This is a genomic window from Enterobacter sp. BNK-8, from assembly GCF_048685095.1.
GTDB classification, from domain to species: domain Bacteria; phylum Pseudomonadota; class Gammaproteobacteria; order Enterobacterales; family Enterobacteriaceae; genus Enterobacter; species Enterobacter quasiroggenkampii.
In genome coordinates this window covers 4527480-4547568 of sequence record NZ_JBLQTN010000001.1, presented here as the reverse complement: position 1 = coordinate 4547568, position 20089 = coordinate 4527480, and the positions used below count along the sequence as shown (strand labels likewise).

The following is a 20089-nucleotide window of genomic DNA, read 5'->3' as shown; positions in this document are numbered from 1 at the left end:
CCTTTAAAAACGGGAATGTCTATGATCCGCAGTATGACCGCCTACGCCCGGCGTGAAATCAAGGGTAGCTGGGGTAGCGCCACATGGGAAATGCGCTCGGTAAACCAGCGTTACCTGGAAACGTATTTCCGTATGCCGGAGCAGTTCCGCAGCCTTGAGCCTGTTGTACGCGAGCGTATCCGTACGCGCCTGACGCGCGGTAAAGTGGAATGTAACCTGCGCTTTGAGCCTGATGCCAGCGCACAGGGCGAGCTGATCCTCAACGAAAAACTGGCGAAACAGCTCGTCAATGCGGCGAACTGGGTCAAAATGCAGAGCGACGAAGGCGAAATCAACCCGGTTGATATTCTGCGCTGGCCTGGCGTCATGGCCGCCGGTGAGCAGGATCTGGACGCCATTGCCGCTGAAATTCTGGCCGCCCTCGACGGCACGCTGGATGACTTTATCGTTGCCCGCGAAACCGAAGGTCAGGCGCTGAAAGCAATGATCGAGCAGCGCCTTGAAGGCGTCAGCGCTGAAGTGGCTAAGGTTCGCACCCATATGCCGGAAGTGCTGCAGTGGCAGCGCGAGCGCCTTGTCGCCAAACTGGAAGAAGCAGAAGTTCAGCTGGAAAACACCCGTCTGGAACAAGAGCTGGTGCTGATGGCGCAACGTATCGATGTCGCTGAAGAGCTGGACCGTCTGGAAGCGCACGTTAAAGAGACCTACAACATTCTGAAGAAGAAGGAAGCGGTGGGCCGCCGTCTGGACTTTATGATGCAGGAGTTCAACCGTGAGTCGAACACCCTGGCGTCTAAGTCTATCAATGCAGAAGTCACCAACTCCGCGATTGAGTTGAAAGTGCTGATTGAGCAAATGCGCGAGCAGATCCAGAATATTGAGTAATGCCTTTCCGGGTGGTGTCGACGGCGCCACCCATTATTATTTCTAATCCATCCCAACACCTGATTTTGCTTTTCACCGCCGCTCATCAAGCTCATTCAACTTAACTTGATAAAAATATATAGGGCAAACCCCGTCGCCTTAGAAAAACTCAATCGTGATCTTGCGCACAAATCGCTAACCTCCCCGCATTCACACCGGAGGGTATATGCTGCTTCACATTCTTTATCTCATTGGCATCACCGCAGAAGCCATGACCGGCGCACTTGCCGCCGGACGTCGCCGTATGGACACCTTCGGCGTGATCATTATTGCTACAGCGACCGCGCTGGGCGGCGGTTCGGTACGAGATATCCTGCTGGGACATTATCCGCTCGGCTGGGTAAAAAACCCTGAATACATTGTTATTGTCGCGATTGCCGCCGTGTTGACCACCATCGTGGCGCCCGTTATGCCCCATCTTCGCCGTCTTTTTTTAGTCCTTGACGCTTTGGGTCTGGTGGTTTTCTCCATTATCGGGGCGCAAATCGCGCTGGATATGGGCGAAAGCCCGGTCATAGCCACTATCGCCGCGGTCGTAACAGGTGTATTTGGCGGCGTACTGCGCGATATGTTCTGTAAGCGCATTCCACTGGTTTTCCAGAAAGAGCTTTACGCTGGAATATCCTTTGCCTCTGCCGTTCTGTATATTGCTTTACAACATTATGTTTCGAGCCATGATGTTGTGGTCATTGCCACGTTATTATTTGGTTTTACGGCTCGCTTGCTGGCGCTGCGCTTAAAACTGGGATTGCCCGTTTTTCATTACACGCAGGACACCCATTGAATTCTCAACAAAACCACAACAAAGTAGTAAAAAGCACCTTTTGTTATCCCATATAACCGGGCCAAACGCGATAAAATGTCGCAACTTTGTCCCCATAAACTTGCGTTAAAACAATGTCCTTTGCCAAAACGTCAGCACTGATTATTAATAAAAAACTCAGCAGCCATTTTTTAATTTTGCTGCTCGTTTCCGTGCTGATTCAGTTATGGCCAGTATTTTTAACACAACCCGCGCGATTCGCAGTGCGCATTGCGATTTGTAATGCGCTCTTACTGGTATGCGCCGCAGCGATCTATCGCACGCTTCCCGGTAAGATCGTCGCATTTGTTTTAACCGCCCTGCTTACGTTAAATTTTGCGGTTGCTTACAGCACATGGAGTGTCTACCAGAGCGAATTTAACACCGTATTTGCGATGAGTATTCTCGGCACTCACGTAGCCGAAGCGAAAAGCATGTCAGGTTTATACCTGCACTGTTTACCAGCCGCGGTTGCTTACTTTGTTGTCACCTGGTACGCAATCAAATCGACGAGCGAGCATGTTTCTTCCCGTGTGAGAACTGTCGGCTTCGTTCTGCTTGCCGTTTATTTGGGCTGGTATTCAACGGCGAACTGGCTAAAAAAACGCCACGATCTTGAAGTTTATTATCCGCTCAGCTCGCGGATTTTAACCAATACGCCTTTTTACACCGGTGCAGAGTTCATTATTGCCCATCGCGATAACGCGCTGGCCGAGAAAATTAGCCAGCACAGCGTCAATTATCCTGCATTGCAATATCATGATACGGGCATCGAAAACTATGTTGTTATCGTGGGTGAATCCGCACGTCGCAGCAATATGAAGCTCTACGGTTTTCACCAGGATACCACGCCTGTGGAATCCAGGCTGGCGAAGGACGCCCTCATCTTTAGCAATGCTATTGCCCCCGCGTCAGCCACCGTGCTTTCCGTGCCGATGATTTTAAGCAAAGCTGATCCAGACCACTTCACCACCGATAAGCTTGCTGACAATATCGTTAGCGTCGCTAAAAAAACGGGCTATCACACCGAGTGGATTAGCGCCCAGGGTAACACAGGCAAGAGCAATAACTACATTGTGGCCATTGCCTCTATCAGCCATAAAGCCCAGTGGATTGATACCCGTTATGACACCGAGCTTTTACCTGCCCTGGATGAGGCGCTTAAAGCCCCCGGCAAGAAGTTAATTTTCCTGCATATCAACGGCAGCCATGAGATGGCCTGCGATCGGTATCCGGCATCAGCGAATATTCTGCATACCGGCAACAAATATGAAGATTGCTACAATAACGCGATTCTGTTTACCGACTACTTCATTGGCGAAGTGGCTAAACGTCTGCAGGGCAGCGCATCCTCTCTGCTCTATTTTTCAGACCATGGGCTGGAAAAAAACCCACAACTGAATTCCATCTATATGCATGGCTCACGCAACCCAAGCAAAGAGGCTTACCAGGTCCCCCAGTTTATCTGGTATAGCCAGCAAGCCCTGAATGCCCAAAAAAGAGCGGTGGGGTGGGTACATGAAGCGTGGCCCACAGCAAGCAATTATGAGTTGATGTTAACGTGGCTTGGAATCACAACGGGTGTTGATCAATGCGGCTCGGTGCTTGCACCGTGCTATCAGGCTCCTACACTTATCCCGGTAATTGATGGCGGCCGCCACATCTATGACTACGATCAGCTTCGCGAAACCTTCAGTTCGCCAGACAGACATACCCCCTGGCGCAAAGCTAAAGCAAGCTCGCTCTAAAATCCGGGCACACCCTGCTTGCCTAGCCAGGAAGCCAGGCCGGCAACGCCAGGGTCATGGATGAATGCAACAATTTGTCGCGCCTTCTTCTCTCCCGTTCCCGGCAGGCTCTGCCAGTCTTTTGCGTTACGTCCGCTCAACGTTTGCCACGTTACGTCCCCCATCGCCTTCAGCGAAGCCTGTGTCAGCGGAACACCCAGTGCCATGAGCCAGCGGATAAAAGGCTTCTCGCGCACCAGATTAAATCGATGCCAGAGCGCCAGCCCGCGCGCGGAGGAAAATCCAGGCGTAGCCTGCATTTGCGCCTGCGTTAATAACAGCCACGAAAAGAGATGTTCAAAATGATGCGCCTGCCAGAGGGTCCGCCAGCCTGACTCACCTAATCCTTCAATATCAAATACCTGCTTTGAGCTGAGCCATGCCAGTCGGGCAAAGAACTGCTCCATACATTCCGGCGAAGCATAGAAACAGCTAAGCGCATGATACCGTGAGGCGGGAGGCTCAGGTTTATGTCTGTCCGTCCCGCGCCAGACCACCTTATCAAACCGGGGAATACCCTGCCCGGCCAGGCTGACCTGGATCTGATCCCCCGGGGCAATATCCAGCCGCTGCCAGCGCTCAACTGAGCCCAGACTCACCCGCTGCACCTGTTTATCATCCAGTTGCACGGGTTCCAGCGCGGCTACAACGGACATTTTGCCCGTTCGCCCCACGGAAAAATGAATATCACTCACCTCGGCCACCTGGGCTGCTGGCATATATTTCCACGCAACCACCCAGTTGCCTTCGCCCGGCAACCAGCCTTCCCCCGCAGGCGCATCCTCCGACCGCACCACAATGCCATCCGTGGCAAAGGGTAATGCAGCTACGTGCCAGGCCGCGCGTTGTTTCTGGACGGCGTCAACAGATTCGGCGGGTAGCGTATACCGTGCCGACAGCGTAAAACCGGCCTGAGACAGTTCAGCTAAAGATGTCTGCATATTTTTCGGCCCATCCGGCCAGGCCCAGATGAATACGCCAAGCTTATTCAATAGCGCGTTATCCTTTTGGCGCATCATCGCACCTGCCACCTTTGCGCGAGCGTTCATCCCACCCATCTGCCGCTGAATGTGACTGTCGCTTAGCCAAAAAAGCTCGCCCTGTAAGACGCTGTTCGCCAGCTTGCCGGTGAGCTTTTGCGGAACAGACGGGATTAAACGTACCTTCCCGGTCCAGTCCTCCCCTTTCAGGCCATCACCGCGACTGATGGCCTGGATTAACTTTCCGTCACGGTAGACCAGCGTTACCGCCACACCGTCAACTTTGGGCTGCATCCACAGATGTTGCCGCGCACGCATCCATTGTTTCAGCTCCTCTTTGCTGGCCACCTTGTGTACGCCCGTATGGGCAACAGGATGTTTGACGCTCCCGGTCAGCGGAGGAAGTTTCTCTCCTGAGAATTCAGTGCCAAAACAGCGCTGCCACTGCGTTAACCGCCCGTTAAGCTGATCGTAAACCTCGTCGTTAACTTCGCTCACGCCCTGCTTCCAGTAAGCGTCATCCCAGCGTTTGATTTGCGCGCTTAATGACGCCATCTCTTTCTCTGCTTTTGCCTGCGACCAGACCGGACATACCGCCGCGCCATAGCCACACCACAACAGCATTAACCCGCTTATCCATCGCCACATCGCTACCCCTCCTTTGCGTTGCAGGAGGTATACCCCGATGTCTGAAACAACGCTAACGGCAACGGTTCACACTGCGAGACGCTATCCAGTATTTCCTGGGGTTGCTGAAAACCACGGATAAAACCTGAAAACGGCACGCAAAATTCAATAATCCAGGGGAAAAAGTGTGACAAAGGCTACGTCACACGGCAGTGACGTGTATAATAAGCCCGTATGTAGGACTTCTTCGTTAACACATACAAAAGACGCTCATGGCTCAAGGCACGCTTTATATTGTTTCTGCCCCTAGTGGCGCGGGTAAATCCAGCCTTATTCAGGCACTGTTAAAAACCCAACCGTTGTACGACACACAGGTTTCTGTTTCTCACACCACGCGAGCGCCGCGTCCGGGTGAAGTGCACGGTGAACACTATTTCTTTGTGGATCACGACGAGTTCAGAGCGATGATCGGCAGAGACGCGTTTCTTGAACACGCGGAAGTATTCGGTAATTACTACGGTACCTCGCGTGAAACCATTGAGCAGGTTCTGGCCACGGGCGTGAATGTGTTCCTGGATATCGACTGGCAGGGTGCACAGCAAATTCGCAAGAAAATGCCTGACTCGCGCAGTATCTTTATTTTACCGCCATCGAAAGATGAGCTGGATCGCCGCCTGCGTGGCCGCGGTCAGGACAGCGAAGAAGTCATCGCAAAGCGTATGGAACAGGCTGTTGCAGAAATGAGCCATTACGCGGAATATGATTACCTTATTGTGAATGATGATTTTGATGCCGCGCTGAGCGATCTCAAAACCATTCTTCGTGCAGAACGTCTGCGTATGAGCCGCCAGAAGCAGCGACATGACGCATTAATCACCAAACTGTTGGCAGACTGAACCCACTTTCAGTATCATGCCCAGTCATTTCTTCACCTGTGGAGCATTTTAAGTATGGCACGCGTAACTGTTCAGGACGCTGTAGAGAAAATTGGTAACCGTTTTGACCTGGTGCTGGTCGCCGCGCGTCGCGCTCGTCAGATGCAGGTAGGCGGTAAAGATCCGCTGGTACCGGAAGAAAACGATAAAACCACCGTTATTGCACTTCGCGAAATCGAAGAAGGTCTGATCAACAACCAGATCCTCGACGTGCGTGAGCGCCAGGAGCAGCAAGAGCAGGAAGCCGCAGAACTGCAGGCCGTAACCGCTATTGCTGAAGGTCGTCGTTAATTAAACCTGCGGGTCGCCCTTGTATCTGTTTGAAAGCCTGAATCAACTGATTCAAACCTACCTGCCTGAAGACCAGATTAAGCGTCTTCAGCAGGCGTATCTCGTTGCACGTGACGCTCACGAGGGCCAGACACGTTCAAGCGGTGAACCCTACATCACGCACCCGGTAGCGGTGGCCTGTATTCTGGCCGAGATGAAACTCGACTACGAAACGCTGATGGCCGCGCTGCTGCACGACGTGATTGAAGATACCCCTGCCACTTACCAGGACATGGAACAGCTGTTTGGCAAAAGCGTTGCCGAACTGGTGGAAGGGGTCTCTAAGCTTGATAAGCTGAATTTCCGCGACAAGAAAGAGGCGCAAGCCGAAAACTTCCGCAAGATGATTATGGCGATGGTGCAGGATATCCGCGTCATTCTCATCAAACTCGCTGACCGCACCCACAACATGCGCACGCTGGGCTCACTTCGCCCGGATAAACGTCGCCGCATTGCCCGTGAAACCCTCGAAATCTACAGTCCGCTGGCGCACCGTTTAGGTATTCACCACATTAAAACCGAGCTGGAAGAGCTGGGTTTTGAAGCGTTGTACCCGAACCGCTATCGCGTGATTAAAGAGGTGGTGAAAGCCGCACGCGGCAACCGTAAAGAGATGATTCAAAAGATCCTCTCTGAAATCGAAGGGCGTTTGCAGGAAGCGGGGATCCCGTGCCGCGTCAGCGGTCGCGAAAAACACCTGTACTCCATCTACTGCAAAATGGTGCTCAAAGAGCAACGTTTTCACTCGATCATGGATATCTACGCCTTCCGCGTGATTGTCCACGATTCAGATACCTGTTATCGCGTGCTGGGGCAGATGCACAGCCTCTATAAACCGCGTCCAGGGCGGATGAAAGATTACATCGCCATTCCAAAAGCGAACGGCTATCAATCTTTGCACACCTCGATGATCGGGCCGCACGGCGTGCCTGTTGAGGTGCAAATTCGTACCGAAGACATGGACCAGATGGCAGAGATGGGTGTGGCCGCGCACTGGGCCTATAAAGAGCACGGTGGCGAAAGCAGCACGACCGCACAAATCCGCGCCCAGCGCTGGATGCAGAGCCTGCTGGAACTTCAGCAGAGTGCGGGTAGCTCGTTTGAATTTATCGAGAGCGTGAAATCCGATCTCTTCCCGGATGAGATTTACGTTTTCACCCCAGAAGGCCGCATTGTCGAACTGCCTGCGGGCGCAACACCGGTCGACTTCGCTTACGCCGTGCATACCGATATCGGCCATGCCTGCGTGGGCGCGCGCGTCGACAGACAGCCTTACCCGCTGTCTCAGCCGCTCTCCAGCGGCCAGACGGTGGAAATCATTACCGCGCCGGGCGCACGTCCAAACGCGGCCTGGCTGAACTTTGTCGTGAGTTCTAAAGCACGCGCCAAAATTCGCCAGCTGCTGAAAAACCTCAAGCGTGATGATTCCGTCAGCCTTGGGCGTCGTCTTCTCAACCACGCGTTGGGCGGCAGTCGCAAGCTGGCTGAAATCCCGCAGGAGAACGTCCAGCGTGAACTGGAGCGCATGAAGCTCGCGTCGCTTGATGACCTGCTGGCAGAGATTGGCCTCGGCAACGCCATGAGCGTGGTGGTGGCGAAGAACCTGCAGCAAGGCGACACGACAGCCGTGCCTGCAGCTACGCCAGGCCACGGACATCTGCCGATTAAAGGCGCGGACGGGGTGCTGATCACCTTCGCAAAATGTTGCCGTCCAATTCCTGGCGACCCGATTATTGCGCACGTCAGCCCGGGTAAAGGGCTGGTTATCCACCATGAATCCTGTCGTAACATCCGTGGCTACCAGAAAGAGGCCGAGAAGTTTATGGCGGTCGAATGGGATAAAGAGACCGCGCAGGAATTTATCACCGAAATTAAGGTGGATATGTTCAACCATCAGGGTGCCCTGGCGAACCTGACGGCAGCGATCAACACGGCGTCTTCCAATATTCAAAGCCTGAATACGGAAGAAAAAGATGGCCGCGTGTACAGCGCCTTTATTCGTCTGACCGCCCGCGACCGCGTGCATCTGGCAAATATTATGCGCAAGATCCGCGTCATGCCGGACGTGATTAAAGTCACCCGTAACCGAAACTAGCGGCATGAATTCACAACGTTACGCGCGGATATGCGAAATGCTCGCCAGGCGTCAGCCTGACCTGACGGTCTGCATGGAGCAGGTCCATAAACCGCATAACGTCTCTGCTATCGTTCGTACCGCCGATGCCGTCGGTGTGCATGAAGTGCACGCCGTCTGGCCGGGTCACCGGATGCGAACCATGGTCTCTGCCGCGGCAGGCAGTAACAGCTGGGTTTCCGTCAAATCTCACCAGACAATTGGCGAAGCCGTATCGCACTTGAAAGGGCGCGGTATGCAGATCCTTGCCACTAACCTGTCCGCTAAGGCCGTGGATTTCCGCGAGATCGACTACACCCGCCCGACCTGCATTTTGATGGGCCAGGAGAAAACCGGGATCACCCAGGAAGCGCTGGATCTGGCGGATCGGGACATCATCATTCCGATGATTGGCATGGTCCAGTCACTCAACGTCTCCGTGGCCTCCGCGCTCATTCTGTATGAAGCGCAGCGCCAGCGTCAGAACGCCGGCATGTACGAGCGCAGCAACAGCATGCTGCCGGAAGAGGAACAGCAGCGCCTGCTGTTTGAAGGTGGCTATCCGGTGCTGGCTCGCGTTGCGAAGCAGAAAAAATTGCCTTACCCCCACGTCAACGCGCAGGGCGAAATTGAAGCCGATGCCGAGTGGTGGGCCACTATGCAGTACGCCGGGTAAGCGATGAAAGGCCGCCTGCTGGATGCCATCCCGCTCAACAGCCTGACGGGCGTGGGCGCGGCGCAAAGCAATAAGCTGGCTAAAATTGGCCTGCACACGGTGCAGGATCTCCTGCTTCACCTCCCCTTGCGTTACGAAGACCGCACCCAGCTTTACAAGATTGGCGATCTCCTTCCCGCCATTTACGCCACCGTTGAAGGCGAAGTCCTGAACTGCAACATCACCTTCGGCGGACGCCGGATGATGACCTGCCAGATCAGCGACGGCACCGGCATTCTCACCATGCGTTTCTTCAACTTCAGCGCGGCGATGAAAAACAGCCTGGCAACGGGCCGCAGGGTGCTGGCCTATGGCGAAGCCAAACGCGGGAAATATGGCGCAGAGATGATCCACCCCGAGTACCGCGTGCAGGGCGATCTCAGCACGCCAGAGATGCAGGAGACGCTCACCCCGGTTTACCCGACGACCGAAGGCATCAAGCAGGCAACGCTGCGTAAGCTCACCGATCAGGCGCTGGAGCTGCTGGATACCTGCGCCATTACCGAGCTGCTGCCGCCCGAGCTGGCACAGGGCATGATGAGCCTGCCCGAGGCGCTGCGTACCCTGCACCGCCCGCCGCCAACGCTGCAGCTCAGCGACTTAGAAAGCGGCAAACACCCCGCTCAACAGCGTCTTATCCTTGAGGAATTACTGGCCCATAACCTGAGCATGCTGGCGCTGCGCGCCGGCGCGCAGCGTTTCCATGCCCAGCCATTAAGCCCGCGTGATGAGCTCAAAGATAAGCTGCTGGCCTCCCTGCCGTTTAAACCCACCGGCGCACAGGCGCGCGTCACCGCCGAGATTGAACGTGATATGGCGCTCGACGTGCCGATGATGCGCCTGGTGCAAGGCGACGTGGGGTCCGGTAAAACGCTGGTTGCCGCGCTGGCCGCCCTGCGCGCGATTGCCCATGGCAAACAGGTCGCGCTGATGGCACCGACCGAACTGCTGGCGGAACAACACGCCAACAATTTCCGCGCATGGTTTGCACCGCTCGGGATTGAAGTCGGCTGGCTTGCCGGAAAGCAAAAAGGCAAAGCGCGCCTTGCGCAACAGGAGGCCATCGCCAGCGGGCAGGTGCAGATGATTGTCGGCACGCACGCTATCTTCCAGGAGCAGGTGCAGTTCAACGGCCTTGCGCTGGTGATTATCGATGAACAGCACCGCTTCGGCGTGCATCAACGTCTGGCGCTGTGGGAAAAGGGACTGCAGCAGGGCTTCCACCCGCATCAGCTGATCATGACCGCCACGCCGATCCCGCGCACCCTGGCGATGACGGCTTACGCCGATCTGGATACCTCCACCATCGACGAACTCCCCCCTGGCCGTACGCCGGTCACAACGGTTGCCATTCCTGACACGCGTCGCAGCGATATCATCGATCGCGTGCGCAACGCCTGCACCCACGAAGGGCGTCAGGCCTACTGGGTTTGTACGCTGATTGAAGAGTCGGAACTGCTGGAAGCGCAGGCTGCCGAAGCCACGTGGGAAGAGCTTAAGCTGGCGCTGCCGGAGCTGAACGTGGGCCTGGTTCACGGACGCATGAAGCCTGCCGAAAAGCAGGCGGTGATGCAGTCGTTTAAGCAGGGCGAGTTACATTTGCTGGTCGCCACGACGGTGATTGAAGTGGGCGTGGACGTCCCGAACTCCAGCCTGATGATTATCGAAAACCCGGAGCGCCTGGGCCTGGCCCAGCTCCACCAGCTGCGCGGACGCGTTGGCCGTGGCGCGGTAGCGTCCCACTGCGTCCTGCTCTACAAAGCCCCGCTCTCGAAAACCGCCCAGATGCGTTTGCAGGTGCTGCGCGACAGTAACGACGGTTTTGTGATTGCGCAAAAAGACCTTGAGATCCGCGGCCCCGGTGAACTGCTGGGCACGCGTCAGACGGGGAACGCGGAATTCAAAGTCGCGGATTTGCTGCGCGATCAGGCCATGATCCCCGAGGTTCAGCGCCTCGCCCGCCACATTCATGAACGCTACCCCGAACAGGCGGCAGCGTTAATTGAGCGCTGGATGCCGGAAACCGAACGCTATTCCAACGCCTGATTCAGGCAAACATCGGCAGCATCAGGTACAGCTTAATCACCAGCGCGTTGACGATATCAATAAAGAACGCCCCGACCATCGGGACCACCAGAAACGCCATGTGCGAAGGCCCGAAGCGTTCGGTGATCGCCTGCATGTTGGCGATAGCCGTTGGGGTGGCCCCCAGACCAAACCCGCAGTGACCCGCCGCCAGCACCGCCGCATCATAGTTTTTGCCCATCATCCGCCAGGTGACAAACATGGCGTACAGCGCCATAAACAGGGTTTGCACCGCCAGAATCGCCACCATTGGCAGCGCCAGCGAGGCCAGCTCCCACAGCTTGAGGCTCATTAGCGCCATCGCCAGGAACAGCGACAGGCAGACGTTGCCGAGCACTGACACCGCCCGTTCAAACACGCGGTAGAAGCCCATTAGCGCCAGACCGTTGCTCAGGATCACCCCGATAAACAGCACGCAGACAAACGTTGGCAGCTCAAACGCTGAGCCCGCCAGCCATTGCGCAACCACTTTGCCCACGGTCAGGCAGATGGCGATCATCGCGATGGTTTCAATCAGCACCAGCGAGGTAATACTGCGCCCGACGTCCGGCTTTTCGAATGCTGTCGGCACCAGCTCATCGTCCGGCCTGCCGTCCGGCGTGGTGGAGTGCTTCACCAGATAGCGAGCCACCGGGCCGCCAATCAGGCCACCCAGCACCAGACCAAAGGTCGCGCAGGCCATCGCCACTTCCGTCGCGTTTTCAAACCCGTAGCGCTCGATAAACAACTTGCTCCACGCGGCCCCGGTACCGTGGCCGCCTGACAGGGTAATCGACCCTGCCAGCAGCCCCATCAGCGGATCCAGTCCCAGCAGCGACGCCATCCCGATACCAATGGCGTTTTGCATCAGCAGCAGCCCCACCACCACAATCAAAAATACACCGAGCACCTTACCGCCCGCCCGCAGGCTCGCCAGGTTGGCGTTCAGGCCGATGGTGGCAAAGAAGGCCAGCATCAGCGGGTCTTTCAGGGACATATCAAAATCGATTTCCCAGCCCAGGCTTTTTTTCAGCACCAGCAGGGCCAGCGCCACCAGCAGACCACCGGCGACAGGCTCAGGAATAGTGTATTTCTTCAGAAGGGAAACGCTATGTACCAGTTTACGACCAAGCAGTAAGACCAGCGTTGCGGCAACAAGGGTCGACAACGTATCGAGATGAATCATAGAAGGCTCCTTTTTTGCGCGTGTTCCCTACACACGCGGCGTTATCCTGGGCCGGTTTGCGCTCTTCATGAGCCCCCGGCGCAAAAAGTGTAATTTTTTTTCCCGATGCGTTGTAGAAAACCTGCTCACAGCGGCAGATTTTCTTGCCTTTTTTTGCTGGCAATCGTTTGCTTTTACCAGGTGGTCAGATAAAATGCCCGCTTTTCCACCGTGGGATTGCCGCCGATGTCCGTTAACACCATAGAGTCGCCTGATGCGCAACCGATTGCGCAAAAGCAAAATAGCGAACTGATTTACCGCCTTGAAGATCGCCCGCCGCTGCCGCAGACGCTTTTCGCCGCCTGCCAGCATCTTCTGGCGATGTTTGTTGCGGTGATCACCCCGGCGCTGCTGATTTGCCAGGCGCTCGGCTTACCGGCGCAGGACACGCAGCACATTATCAGCATGTCTCTTTTCGCCTCCGGCGTGGCCTCGATTATTCAAATTAAAGCGTGGGGTCCGGTGGGGTCGGGATTATTGTCGATTCAGGGCACCAGCTTTAACTTCGTGGCGCCCCTGATCATGGGCGGTACGGCCCTGAAAACCGGCGGCGCGGATGTCCCGACCATGATGGCGGCGCTGTTCGGCACGCTGATGCTGGCCAGCTGTACGGAGATGGTGATCTCCCGCGTTCTGCATCTGGCTCGCCGCGTTATCACCCCGCTGGTTTCCGGCGTCGTCGTGATGATTATCGGCCTGTCGCTGATTCAGGTGGGCCTTACCTCCATCGGTGGCGGCTATGCCGCGATGAGCGACCACACCTTCGGCGCGCCGAAAAACCTGCTGCTGGCAGGCGTCGTGCTGGCCATCATTATTCTGCTTAACCGTCAGCGTAACCCTTACCTGCGCGTCGCCTCGCTGGTGATCGCCATGGCGGCGGGTTACCTGCTGGCCTGGGCGCTGGGTATGCTGCCGGAAAACACCGCGCCGACCAACAGCGCGCTGATCACCGTCCCCACGCCGCTGTACTACGGTCTGGGCATTGACTGGGGCCTGCTCCTGCCGCTGATGCTGGTCTTTATGATCACCTCTCTGGAGACCATCGGCGACATCACCGCCACCTCCGACGTCTCCGAGCAGCCCGTTTCCGGCCCGCTGTACATGAAGCGCCTGAAAGGCGGCGTGCTGGCGAACGGCCTCAACTCGTTTGTCTCTGCGGTCTTCAACACCTTCCCGAACTCTTGCTTCGGTCAGAACAACGGCGTGATCCAACTGACCGGCGTGGCCAGCCGCTACGTTGGCTTCGTGGTGGCGCTGATGCTGATCGTCCTCGGCCTGTTCCCGGCGGTGAGCGGCTTTGTACAGCACATTCCGGAGCCGGTGCTGGGCGGCGCAACGCTGGTGATGTTCGGGACGATCGCGGCCTCCGGCGTGCGTATCGTCTCCCGCGAGCCGCTGAACCGCCGCGCAATCATGATTATTGCGCTTTCGCTGGCCGTCGGTCTGGGCGTTTCTCAGCAGCCGCTGATCCTGCAGTTTGCCCCGGACTGGGTGAAAAACCTGCTCTCTTCCGGCATTGCCGCAGGCGGTATCACCGCTATCGTGCTGAACCTCGTTTTCCCGCCTGAGAAAAACTGATTTCTCTCACGGCAGGCAGTCAATGCCTGCCGTGACATCTAATTACACCATTCCCGCCTTGAGGATTGCGCATAAATCGTGCATAACTCCCTTATGTGCGTTTTGCGGGATGGAAGACCATGAAATTTATTGGAAAGCTACTCGTCTATCTTCTGGTAGCCCTGCTCATTGTGATGCTGGCGCTCTATATTCTGCTCCAGACCCGCTGGGGTGCGGCTCAGGTCAGCAGCTGGGTAACGGTGAATACCGACTACGAACTCAGTTTCGACAAGATGAATCACCGCTTTTCGTCGCCTTCCCACCTCATTCTGGAAAACGTTACCTTCGGTCGGGACGGAAAACCCGCCACCCTGGTAGCCAAAAAAGTGGATATCGGCCTGAGTAGCCGCCAGATAACCGATCCGCTGCACGTGGACACCATCACCCTGTTCGACGGCACGCTTAATCTCTCCCCGCAGACCGCGCCGCTGCCTTTCCAGGCCGATCGTCTGCAGTTGAACAACATGGCGTTCAACAGCCCGAATACCGAATGGGATCTGAGCGCGCAGAAGGTGACGGGCGGCGTCAGCCCATGGCAGCCGGAAGCGGGCAACGTGCTGGGTAATCACGCGCAGATCCAGATGAGCGCAGGCTCGCTGACTCTGAACGGCGTACCGGCCACCAACGTGCTGATCGAGGGCCAGCTTAACGGCAAGGAGGTGGTGCTGAACACGATTGGTGCCGATATGGCCCGCGGCTCACTCACCGGCTCCGCCCTGCGCAACGCCGACGGGAGCTGGATTATCGACACCATGCGCCTGAACGAAATCCGCCTGCAGAGCGATAAAACGCTGGCCGCTTTCTTCGCGCCGCTGGCCACTATCCCCTCTCTGCAGATTGGTCGTCTGGACGTGACCGACGCCCGGCTTCAGGGCCCGGACTGGGCGGTGACCGACCTCGATTTAAGCCTGCGCAACCTGACGCTAAGCAAAGGCGACTGGCAGAGCCAGGAGGGCCGTCTGTCGATGAACGCCAGCGAGTTTATCTACGGCTCCTTGCATCTGTTTGACCCGATCCTGAATGCGGAGTTTTCCCCGCAGGGCATGGCGCTGCGTCAGTTCACCTCCCGCTGGGAAGGCGGCATGGTGCGCACCTCCGGCAACTGGCTGCGCGACGGCAAAGCGCTGGTGCTGGACGATGTCGCCATCGCCGGGCTGGAGTACACCCTGCCGCAGAACTGGAAAACGCTGTGGATGGCGCCTCTACCGGAATGGCTGAACAGCGTCACGCTGCAAAAATTCGGCCTGAGCCGCAACCTGGTGATCGACATCGATCCTGCCTTCCCGTGGCAGATCACTTCTCTGGATGGCTATGGCGCAAACCTGCAGCTTGTGAAAGATCGTCAGTGGGGCGTCTGGGGCGGCAGCGCGACCCTGAACGGCGCGGCGGCGACCTTTAACCGCGTCGACGTACGTCGTCCGTCGCTGGCGCTGAATGCCAATGCCGCCACGGTGAATATTACCGACCTCAGCGCGTTTACCGAAAAAGGCATTCTGGAAGCGACGGCGACCGTTTCACAACTCCCGCAGCGGCAGACCGCGGTGAGCCTGAACGGGCGCGGCGTACCGCTCAATGTGCTGCAGCAGTGGGGCTGGCCTGCGCTGCCGATTGCAGGCGACGGCAATATTCAGCTCACCGCCAGCGGCAGCGTGCAGGCCAGTGCGCCGCTGAAGCCAACGGTGAATGGGAAGCTGAGCGCGGTGAATATGGATAAGCAGCAGGTAGAGCAGACGATGACGGGCGGCGAGGTTTCAACGCCTGTGCAATAAACAAGCCGGGTGGCGGCTACGCCTTACCCGGCCTACATGGGATTGTAGGCCCGGTAAGCGAAGCGCCACCGGGCATTTTCCACCTCAGAGCTGAACCACCACCTCATTCCCTTCGGCTTTCACCACCACGCCCCACTCGCTGCCCGCCTGTGAGCCGCCCTTCACGCCGCTCACCTTCTGCACGTTGCGCAAACACACCGACCAGTTTTGCGCGTCTCCCGTGCCGGTAAAGGTCACGATGTCGCCCTGACGCGATGCCTTCAGCGTAAACGCCACCGCGCCGTTCGCCGAAGGCACTTCGCTCACTGCCGTTGCGCCATCATCCAGGTTAAACAGCTGGAAGGCCGTCCCCTCGTGCCACGCGTAGTCGGGTTTCTGGTTATTATTGCCCTGCGCCAGCAGCGTGTTGTCGCGCACGTAGACCGGCAGGCTCATGAAATCGTGCTGCTGCTTATGCCAGCGGCTGCCCTGGATTTCGTCGTTGTGCCACAGGTGCGTCCAGCGCCCTTCCGGCAGGTAGAACTGCACGTCGCCCGCCTCGGAGAACACCGGCGCCACCATTAACGAATCCCCCAGCATGTACTGACGGTCGAGGTAATCGCACGCCGGATCGTCCGGGAACTCCAGCATCATCGCCCGCAGCATCGGCGTGCCGAACTCGCGCGCCAGCGTCGCCTGACGGTACAGATACGGCATCAGTTGGCACTTCAGCTGCGTGAAGTGGCGCACCACGTCGCAGGACTCGTCATCGTACGCCCACGGCACGCGGTAGGATTTGCTGCCGTGCAGGCGGCTGTGGCTGGAAAACAGCCCGAACGCGCACCAGCGCTTGTAGACGTGCGCCGGGGCGGTGTTTTCGAACCCGCCGATATCGTGGCTCCAGAATCCAAAACCGGACAGGCCAATCGACAGCCCGCCGCGCAGGCTTTCCGCCATTGATTCATAGTTGGCGTAGCAGTCGCCGCCCCAGTGCACCGGGAACTGCTGCGCACCCACTGACGCCGAGCGAGCAAACAGCACCGCCTCTTCTTCCCCCACCGTCTCTTTCAGCACGTTCCACACCAGCTCGTTATAGATGTAGGCGTAGTGGTTGTGCATTTTCTGCGGATCGGACCCGTCGAACCACTGCACGTCCGTCGGTATACGCTCGCCGAAGTCGGTTTTGAAGCAGTCGACGCCAATGTCCACAAGGCCTTTCAGCTTGTCGGCATACCACCGGCACGCGTCCGGGTTGGTGAAGTCGTAAATCGCCAGCCCCGGCTGCCATTTGTCCCACTGCCACAGGGAGCCGTCAGGGCGCTTGAGCAGGTAGCCCTTCGCTTTCAGCTCCTGGAAGATCGGCGACTTCTGGCCAATGTACGGGTTAATCCACACGCAGACCTTCAGCCCTTTCTCCTTCAGACGGCGGATCATTCCTTCAGGGTCCGGGAAGGTCACCGGATCCCACTCGAAGTCACACCACTGGAAGGCCTTCATCCAGAAGCAGTCGAAGTGGAAGACGTGCAGCGGCAGGTCGCGCTCGGCCATACCGTCGATAAAGCTGTTCACCGTCGCTTCGTCGTAGTTGGTGGTGAACGAGGTGGTGAGCCACAGGCCGAACGACCAGGCAGGCGGCAGCGCCGGACGCCCGGTGAACTGCGTATAGCGATTCAGCACCTCTTTTGGCGTCGGGCCGTCGATCACGAAGTACTCAAGATATTCCCCTTCCACACTGAACTGCACCTTAGAGACCTTCTCGGAGCCGACCTCAAACGAGACGTTTTCAGGATGATTCACCAGCACGCCGTAGCCGCGGTTGGTCAGGTAGAACGGGATATTTTTATAGGACTGCTCGGTGCTGGTGCCGCCGTCGCGGTTCCAGGTCTCGACCGTCTGGCCGTTGCGCACCAGCGCGGTGAAGCGCTCGCCCAGACCATAGACCGTTTCCCCCACGCCCAGATCCAGACGCTCAAAAACGTAATTGCGGTGGGTATTGCTGTCCTGCACGTAGCCGTTATTTTTCAGCTGGCTGCCGGTAATACGCTGGCCGTTGCGCAGGAAATCCAGCGCCCAGAATTCGCCTTTGGTGACGCGAACGCTGACGCTGCCACTTTTCAGCTCGGCAAATTCGGCGTTGTTTTCGATCTCAACCTTCACGTCTTTCAGGACGTTCAGCGGATAATGTGGACCGTTGTTCAGGGCGCCCTGGAAGTGCTCGATGCGCACCCCGACAATCCCTTCCTGCGGGGCAAACAGGCGCACCGTGAACATCAACGTGTCGAGTTGCCAGGTGCGTTCGCGCACGTCACGCGGCGCCACATACACCACCAGGTCATTCCCCTGCTGCTCCACGTCGAACACCTGAACCGGATAGGTCACATTCAGGCTCGGTTGAATAAGCCAGTTTCCATCACTGATTTTCATGCTTTCGTCCTCTTAGTTCTGCAATTCCTTACTGACCGGCAGGTTTTCAAATTCCTGCTGATTACGGCGCGCGCCCTGTGCCAGCTCGCCCAGGATTTTGGTCAGGAAGGGGGTTTTCAGCGTGTAGTAGCGTTTGGCGATGATGGCGCTCAGCACGTAGCAGACCGCCGGGGCCAGGGTAAACAGGCCGATAATGATGCTGATGGTCGTGCTGTTCTGGGTTTTGGCCGCCGCGTCGTAGCCGCCGCCTGCCAGCATCCAGCCGATCATCGCCCCACCCAGCGCCAGACCCAGCTTCAGCACGAACAGCGTGCCTGCAAAGCTGATGCCGGTCAGGCGCTTGCCGTTGGTCCATTCACCGTAGTCGACGGTATCGGACATCATGACCCACTGGATCGGCGTCACCAGCTGGTGCAGCACACCAATGACGAAGATAAAGGCGAACATCACCACGGTGGCATGCATCGGGACGAAGAACATCGCCACGCTGACCACCGCCAGCGCGGCGTTGGTCCACCAGAAGATGCTGACCTTGCACTTCCAGTCGGTGAGCGGTTTCGCCAGCGCGGAGCCAATCAGGTTGCCGACGCAGTAGGTGGTGAGGAACGCGACGAACACTTCCGGCGAGCCCATAATCCAGGTGCAGTAGTACATCATCGCGCCGCCGCGCACGCAGACGGCAAGGATGTTGAGGATGGTCAGCACGCCCACGATGCGCCACTGGTCGTTTTGCCAGATATCGCGCAGGTCTTCCCGCATGGAGGTGGTGCTCGGCGGCACCTGGATGCGCTCTTTGGTGGTGAAGAAGCAGAACGCCAGCATCAGGAACGCGACCACCGACAGCACGGCGATGCCGCCCTGGAAGCCGAACGCCTTATCGTCGCCGCCAATCAGCTTCACCAGCGGCATCATCAGCACCGTGGAAAGCATGCCGCCCGCGGTCGCCAGCACAAAGCGCCAGGACTGAAGGGAGATACGCTGCGTCGGGTCACTGGTGATCACGCCGCCCAGCGCGCAGTAAGGAATATTGACCACGGTATAGAGCAGGGTCAGCAGCGTGTAAGTCACGGCGGCATAAACCATTTTGCCGTTGAGGCTGAGGTCCGGCGTGGTGTAGGCCAGCACGCAGACGATGCCGAACGGGATCGCGCCAAACAAAATCCACGGTCGGAACTTGCCCCAGCGGCTGCGGGTGCGGTCGGCAATCAGCCCCATGCACGGGTCGGAGATCGCATCCAGCGCGCGCGCCAGCAGGAACATGGTGCCGACAAATCCGGCGGGAATGCCGAAAATATCGGTATAGAAAAACATCATGTACAACATGACGTTATCAAAAATGATGTGGCTGGCGGCGTCTCCCATGCCGTAGCCAATCTTCTCTTTTACTGACAATACTTCGCTCATCTTTTTTTATCCTTCACGCTATAGGGGGCGCTGAGACCGGTTACAGTTTTTTTAAACCATTGTTTCTTGAGCGGGTATTGCGTTTTCTGGTTAGCAGATTACGTTTCTTGTTTTTTGTGATCGCGGTAAATATTGGGGAGCACGAAGGTCTAACATGAGGATTTTCTTAGGAATTAACTGAAACAGGGGGGTACAGGTCAAAAGAGAGGTGAAAAAAGTGGTGTGGGGTATGTGGTAAATGCCTGAAAGTAGCTATAATGCGCCCCGCCTCCATGTAGCAATGCAGGCGCGGAAGATCGTCATCTCCGGTGAGGTGGCTGGACTTCAAATCCAGTTGGGGACGCCAGCGTTCCCGGGCAGGTTCGACTCCTGTGATCTTCCGCCAAAAATTCTT

14 protein-coding genes and 1 tRNA gene are annotated in these 20089 nt (G+C 57.1%); 11 read left to right on the top strand and 4 right to left on the bottom strand.

From position 1 onward, the window contains the following. The first annotated feature begins 21 nt into the window (after positions 1 to 21). The 3 genes from ACMGGU_RS21965 (at position 22) to ACMGGU_RS21955 (ending at position 3474) form a co-directional block, all read left to right on the top strand. The gene (locus tag ACMGGU_RS21965) at positions 22 to 885 is read left to right on the top strand and encodes a YicC/YloC family endoribonuclease (RefSeq protein ID WP_008502687.1); all 864 of its coding nucleotides are present in this window, start codon (positions 22 to 24) and stop codon (positions 883 to 885) included. A 205-nt stretch (positions 886 to 1090) separates the two neighbouring features. Further along, positions 1091 to 1708: a trimeric intracellular cation channel family protein gene (locus ACMGGU_RS21960; protein WP_045907917.1), complete on the top strand. Its 618-nt coding sequence runs from the start codon at positions 1091 to 1093 to the stop codon at positions 1706 to 1708. 113 nt (positions 1709 to 1821) lie between these two features. Further along, entirely contained in the window at positions 1822 to 3474 is a 1653-nt protein-coding gene (locus ACMGGU_RS21955) for a phosphoethanolamine transferase (protein WP_069720519.1), read from the top strand. On the opposite strand, the gene ligB is transcribed toward ACMGGU_RS21955, so the two are convergent. Then, positions 3471 to 5141: an NAD-dependent DNA ligase LigB gene (ligB, locus tag ACMGGU_RS21950; RefSeq protein WP_420300918.1), complete on the bottom strand. Its 1671-nt coding sequence runs from the start codon at positions 5139 to 5141 to the stop codon at positions 3471 to 3473. The genes ACMGGU_RS21955 and ligB overlap by 4 nt on opposite strands. Positions 5142 to 5392: 251 nt before the next feature. Between ligB and gmk the strand changes: the two genes are divergently transcribed. The 5 genes from gmk to recG are packed head-to-tail and all read left to right on the top strand — an operon-like array spanning position 5393 to position 11259. Next, on the top strand, positions 5393 to 6016 hold the full coding sequence (gene gmk, locus ACMGGU_RS21945) for a guanylate kinase (protein ID WP_010426438.1): 624 nt from the start codon (positions 5393 to 5395) through the stop codon (positions 6014 to 6016). Between the two features lie 54 nt (positions 6017 to 6070). Continuing rightward, positions 6071 to 6346 carry a DNA-directed RNA polymerase subunit omega gene (gene rpoZ / locus ACMGGU_RS21940; protein WP_000135058.1) on the top strand — a complete coding sequence of 92 codons (276 nt, stop codon included), beginning with the start codon at positions 6071 to 6073 and terminating at the stop codon, positions 6344 to 6346. Between the two features lie 19 nt (positions 6347 to 6365). Then, positions 6366 to 8480 carry a bifunctional GTP diphosphokinase/guanosine-3',5'-bis pyrophosphate 3'-pyrophosphohydrolase gene (gene spoT / locus ACMGGU_RS21935; protein WP_045907920.1) on the top strand — a complete coding sequence of 705 codons (2115 nt, stop codon included), beginning with the start codon at positions 6366 to 6368 and terminating at the stop codon, positions 8478 to 8480. 4 nt (positions 8481 to 8484) lie between these two features. Continuing rightward, on the top strand, positions 8485 to 9174 hold the full coding sequence (gene trmH, locus ACMGGU_RS21930) for a tRNA (guanosine(18)-2'-O)-methyltransferase TrmH (protein WP_048028145.1): 690 nt from the start codon (positions 8485 to 8487) through the stop codon (positions 9172 to 9174). A 3-nt stretch (positions 9175 to 9177) separates the two neighbouring features. After that, complete coding sequence (gene recG, locus ACMGGU_RS21925) at positions 9178 to 11259, top strand: ATP-dependent DNA helicase RecG (protein ID WP_048028147.1); 2082 nt, start codon at positions 9178 to 9180, stop codon at positions 11257 to 11259. A 1-nt stretch (position 11260) separates the two neighbouring features. Here recG and gltS read toward each other — a convergent pair whose 3' ends face one another. Then, positions 11261 to 12463: a sodium/glutamate symporter gene (gltS, locus tag ACMGGU_RS21920; RefSeq protein WP_045907923.1), complete on the bottom strand. Its 1203-nt coding sequence runs from the start codon at positions 12461 to 12463 to the stop codon at positions 11261 to 11263. A gap of 225 nt (positions 12464 to 12688) precedes the next feature. Between gltS and xanP the strand changes: the two genes are divergently transcribed. Both xanP and ACMGGU_RS21910 read left to right on the top strand, forming a co-directional pair. Then, positions 12689 to 14080 carry a xanthine/proton symporter XanP gene (gene xanP / locus ACMGGU_RS21915; RefSeq protein ID WP_014881972.1) on the top strand — a complete coding sequence of 464 codons (1392 nt, stop codon included), beginning with the start codon at positions 12689 to 12691 and terminating at the stop codon, positions 14078 to 14080. A 119-nt stretch (positions 14081 to 14199) separates the two neighbouring features. Further along, entirely contained in the window at positions 14200 to 15888 is a 1689-nt protein-coding gene (locus ACMGGU_RS21910) for an AsmA family protein (protein WP_420300917.1), read from the top strand. Between the two features lie 84 nt (positions 15889 to 15972). Here the strand turns inward: ACMGGU_RS21910 and yicI are convergent, their stop codons facing one another. After that, on the bottom strand, positions 15973 to 18291 hold the full coding sequence (gene yicI, locus ACMGGU_RS21905; RefSeq protein WP_420300916.1) for an alpha-xylosidase: 2319 nt from the start codon (positions 18289 to 18291) through the stop codon (positions 15973 to 15975). Positions 18292 to 18303: 12 nt separating this feature from the next. Then, positions 18304 to 19695 carry a glycoside-pentoside-hexuronide family transporter gene (locus tag ACMGGU_RS21900; protein WP_262779047.1) on the bottom strand — a complete coding sequence of 464 codons (1392 nt, stop codon included), beginning with the start codon at positions 19693 to 19695 and terminating at the stop codon, positions 18304 to 18306. A 290-nt stretch (positions 19696 to 19985) separates the two neighbouring features. Here ACMGGU_RS21900 and ACMGGU_RS21895 point away from each other — a divergent pair. Then, positions 19986 to 20080 (top strand) — tRNA-Sec (locus tag ACMGGU_RS21895). Positions 20081 to 20089: the final 9 nt, after the last annotated feature.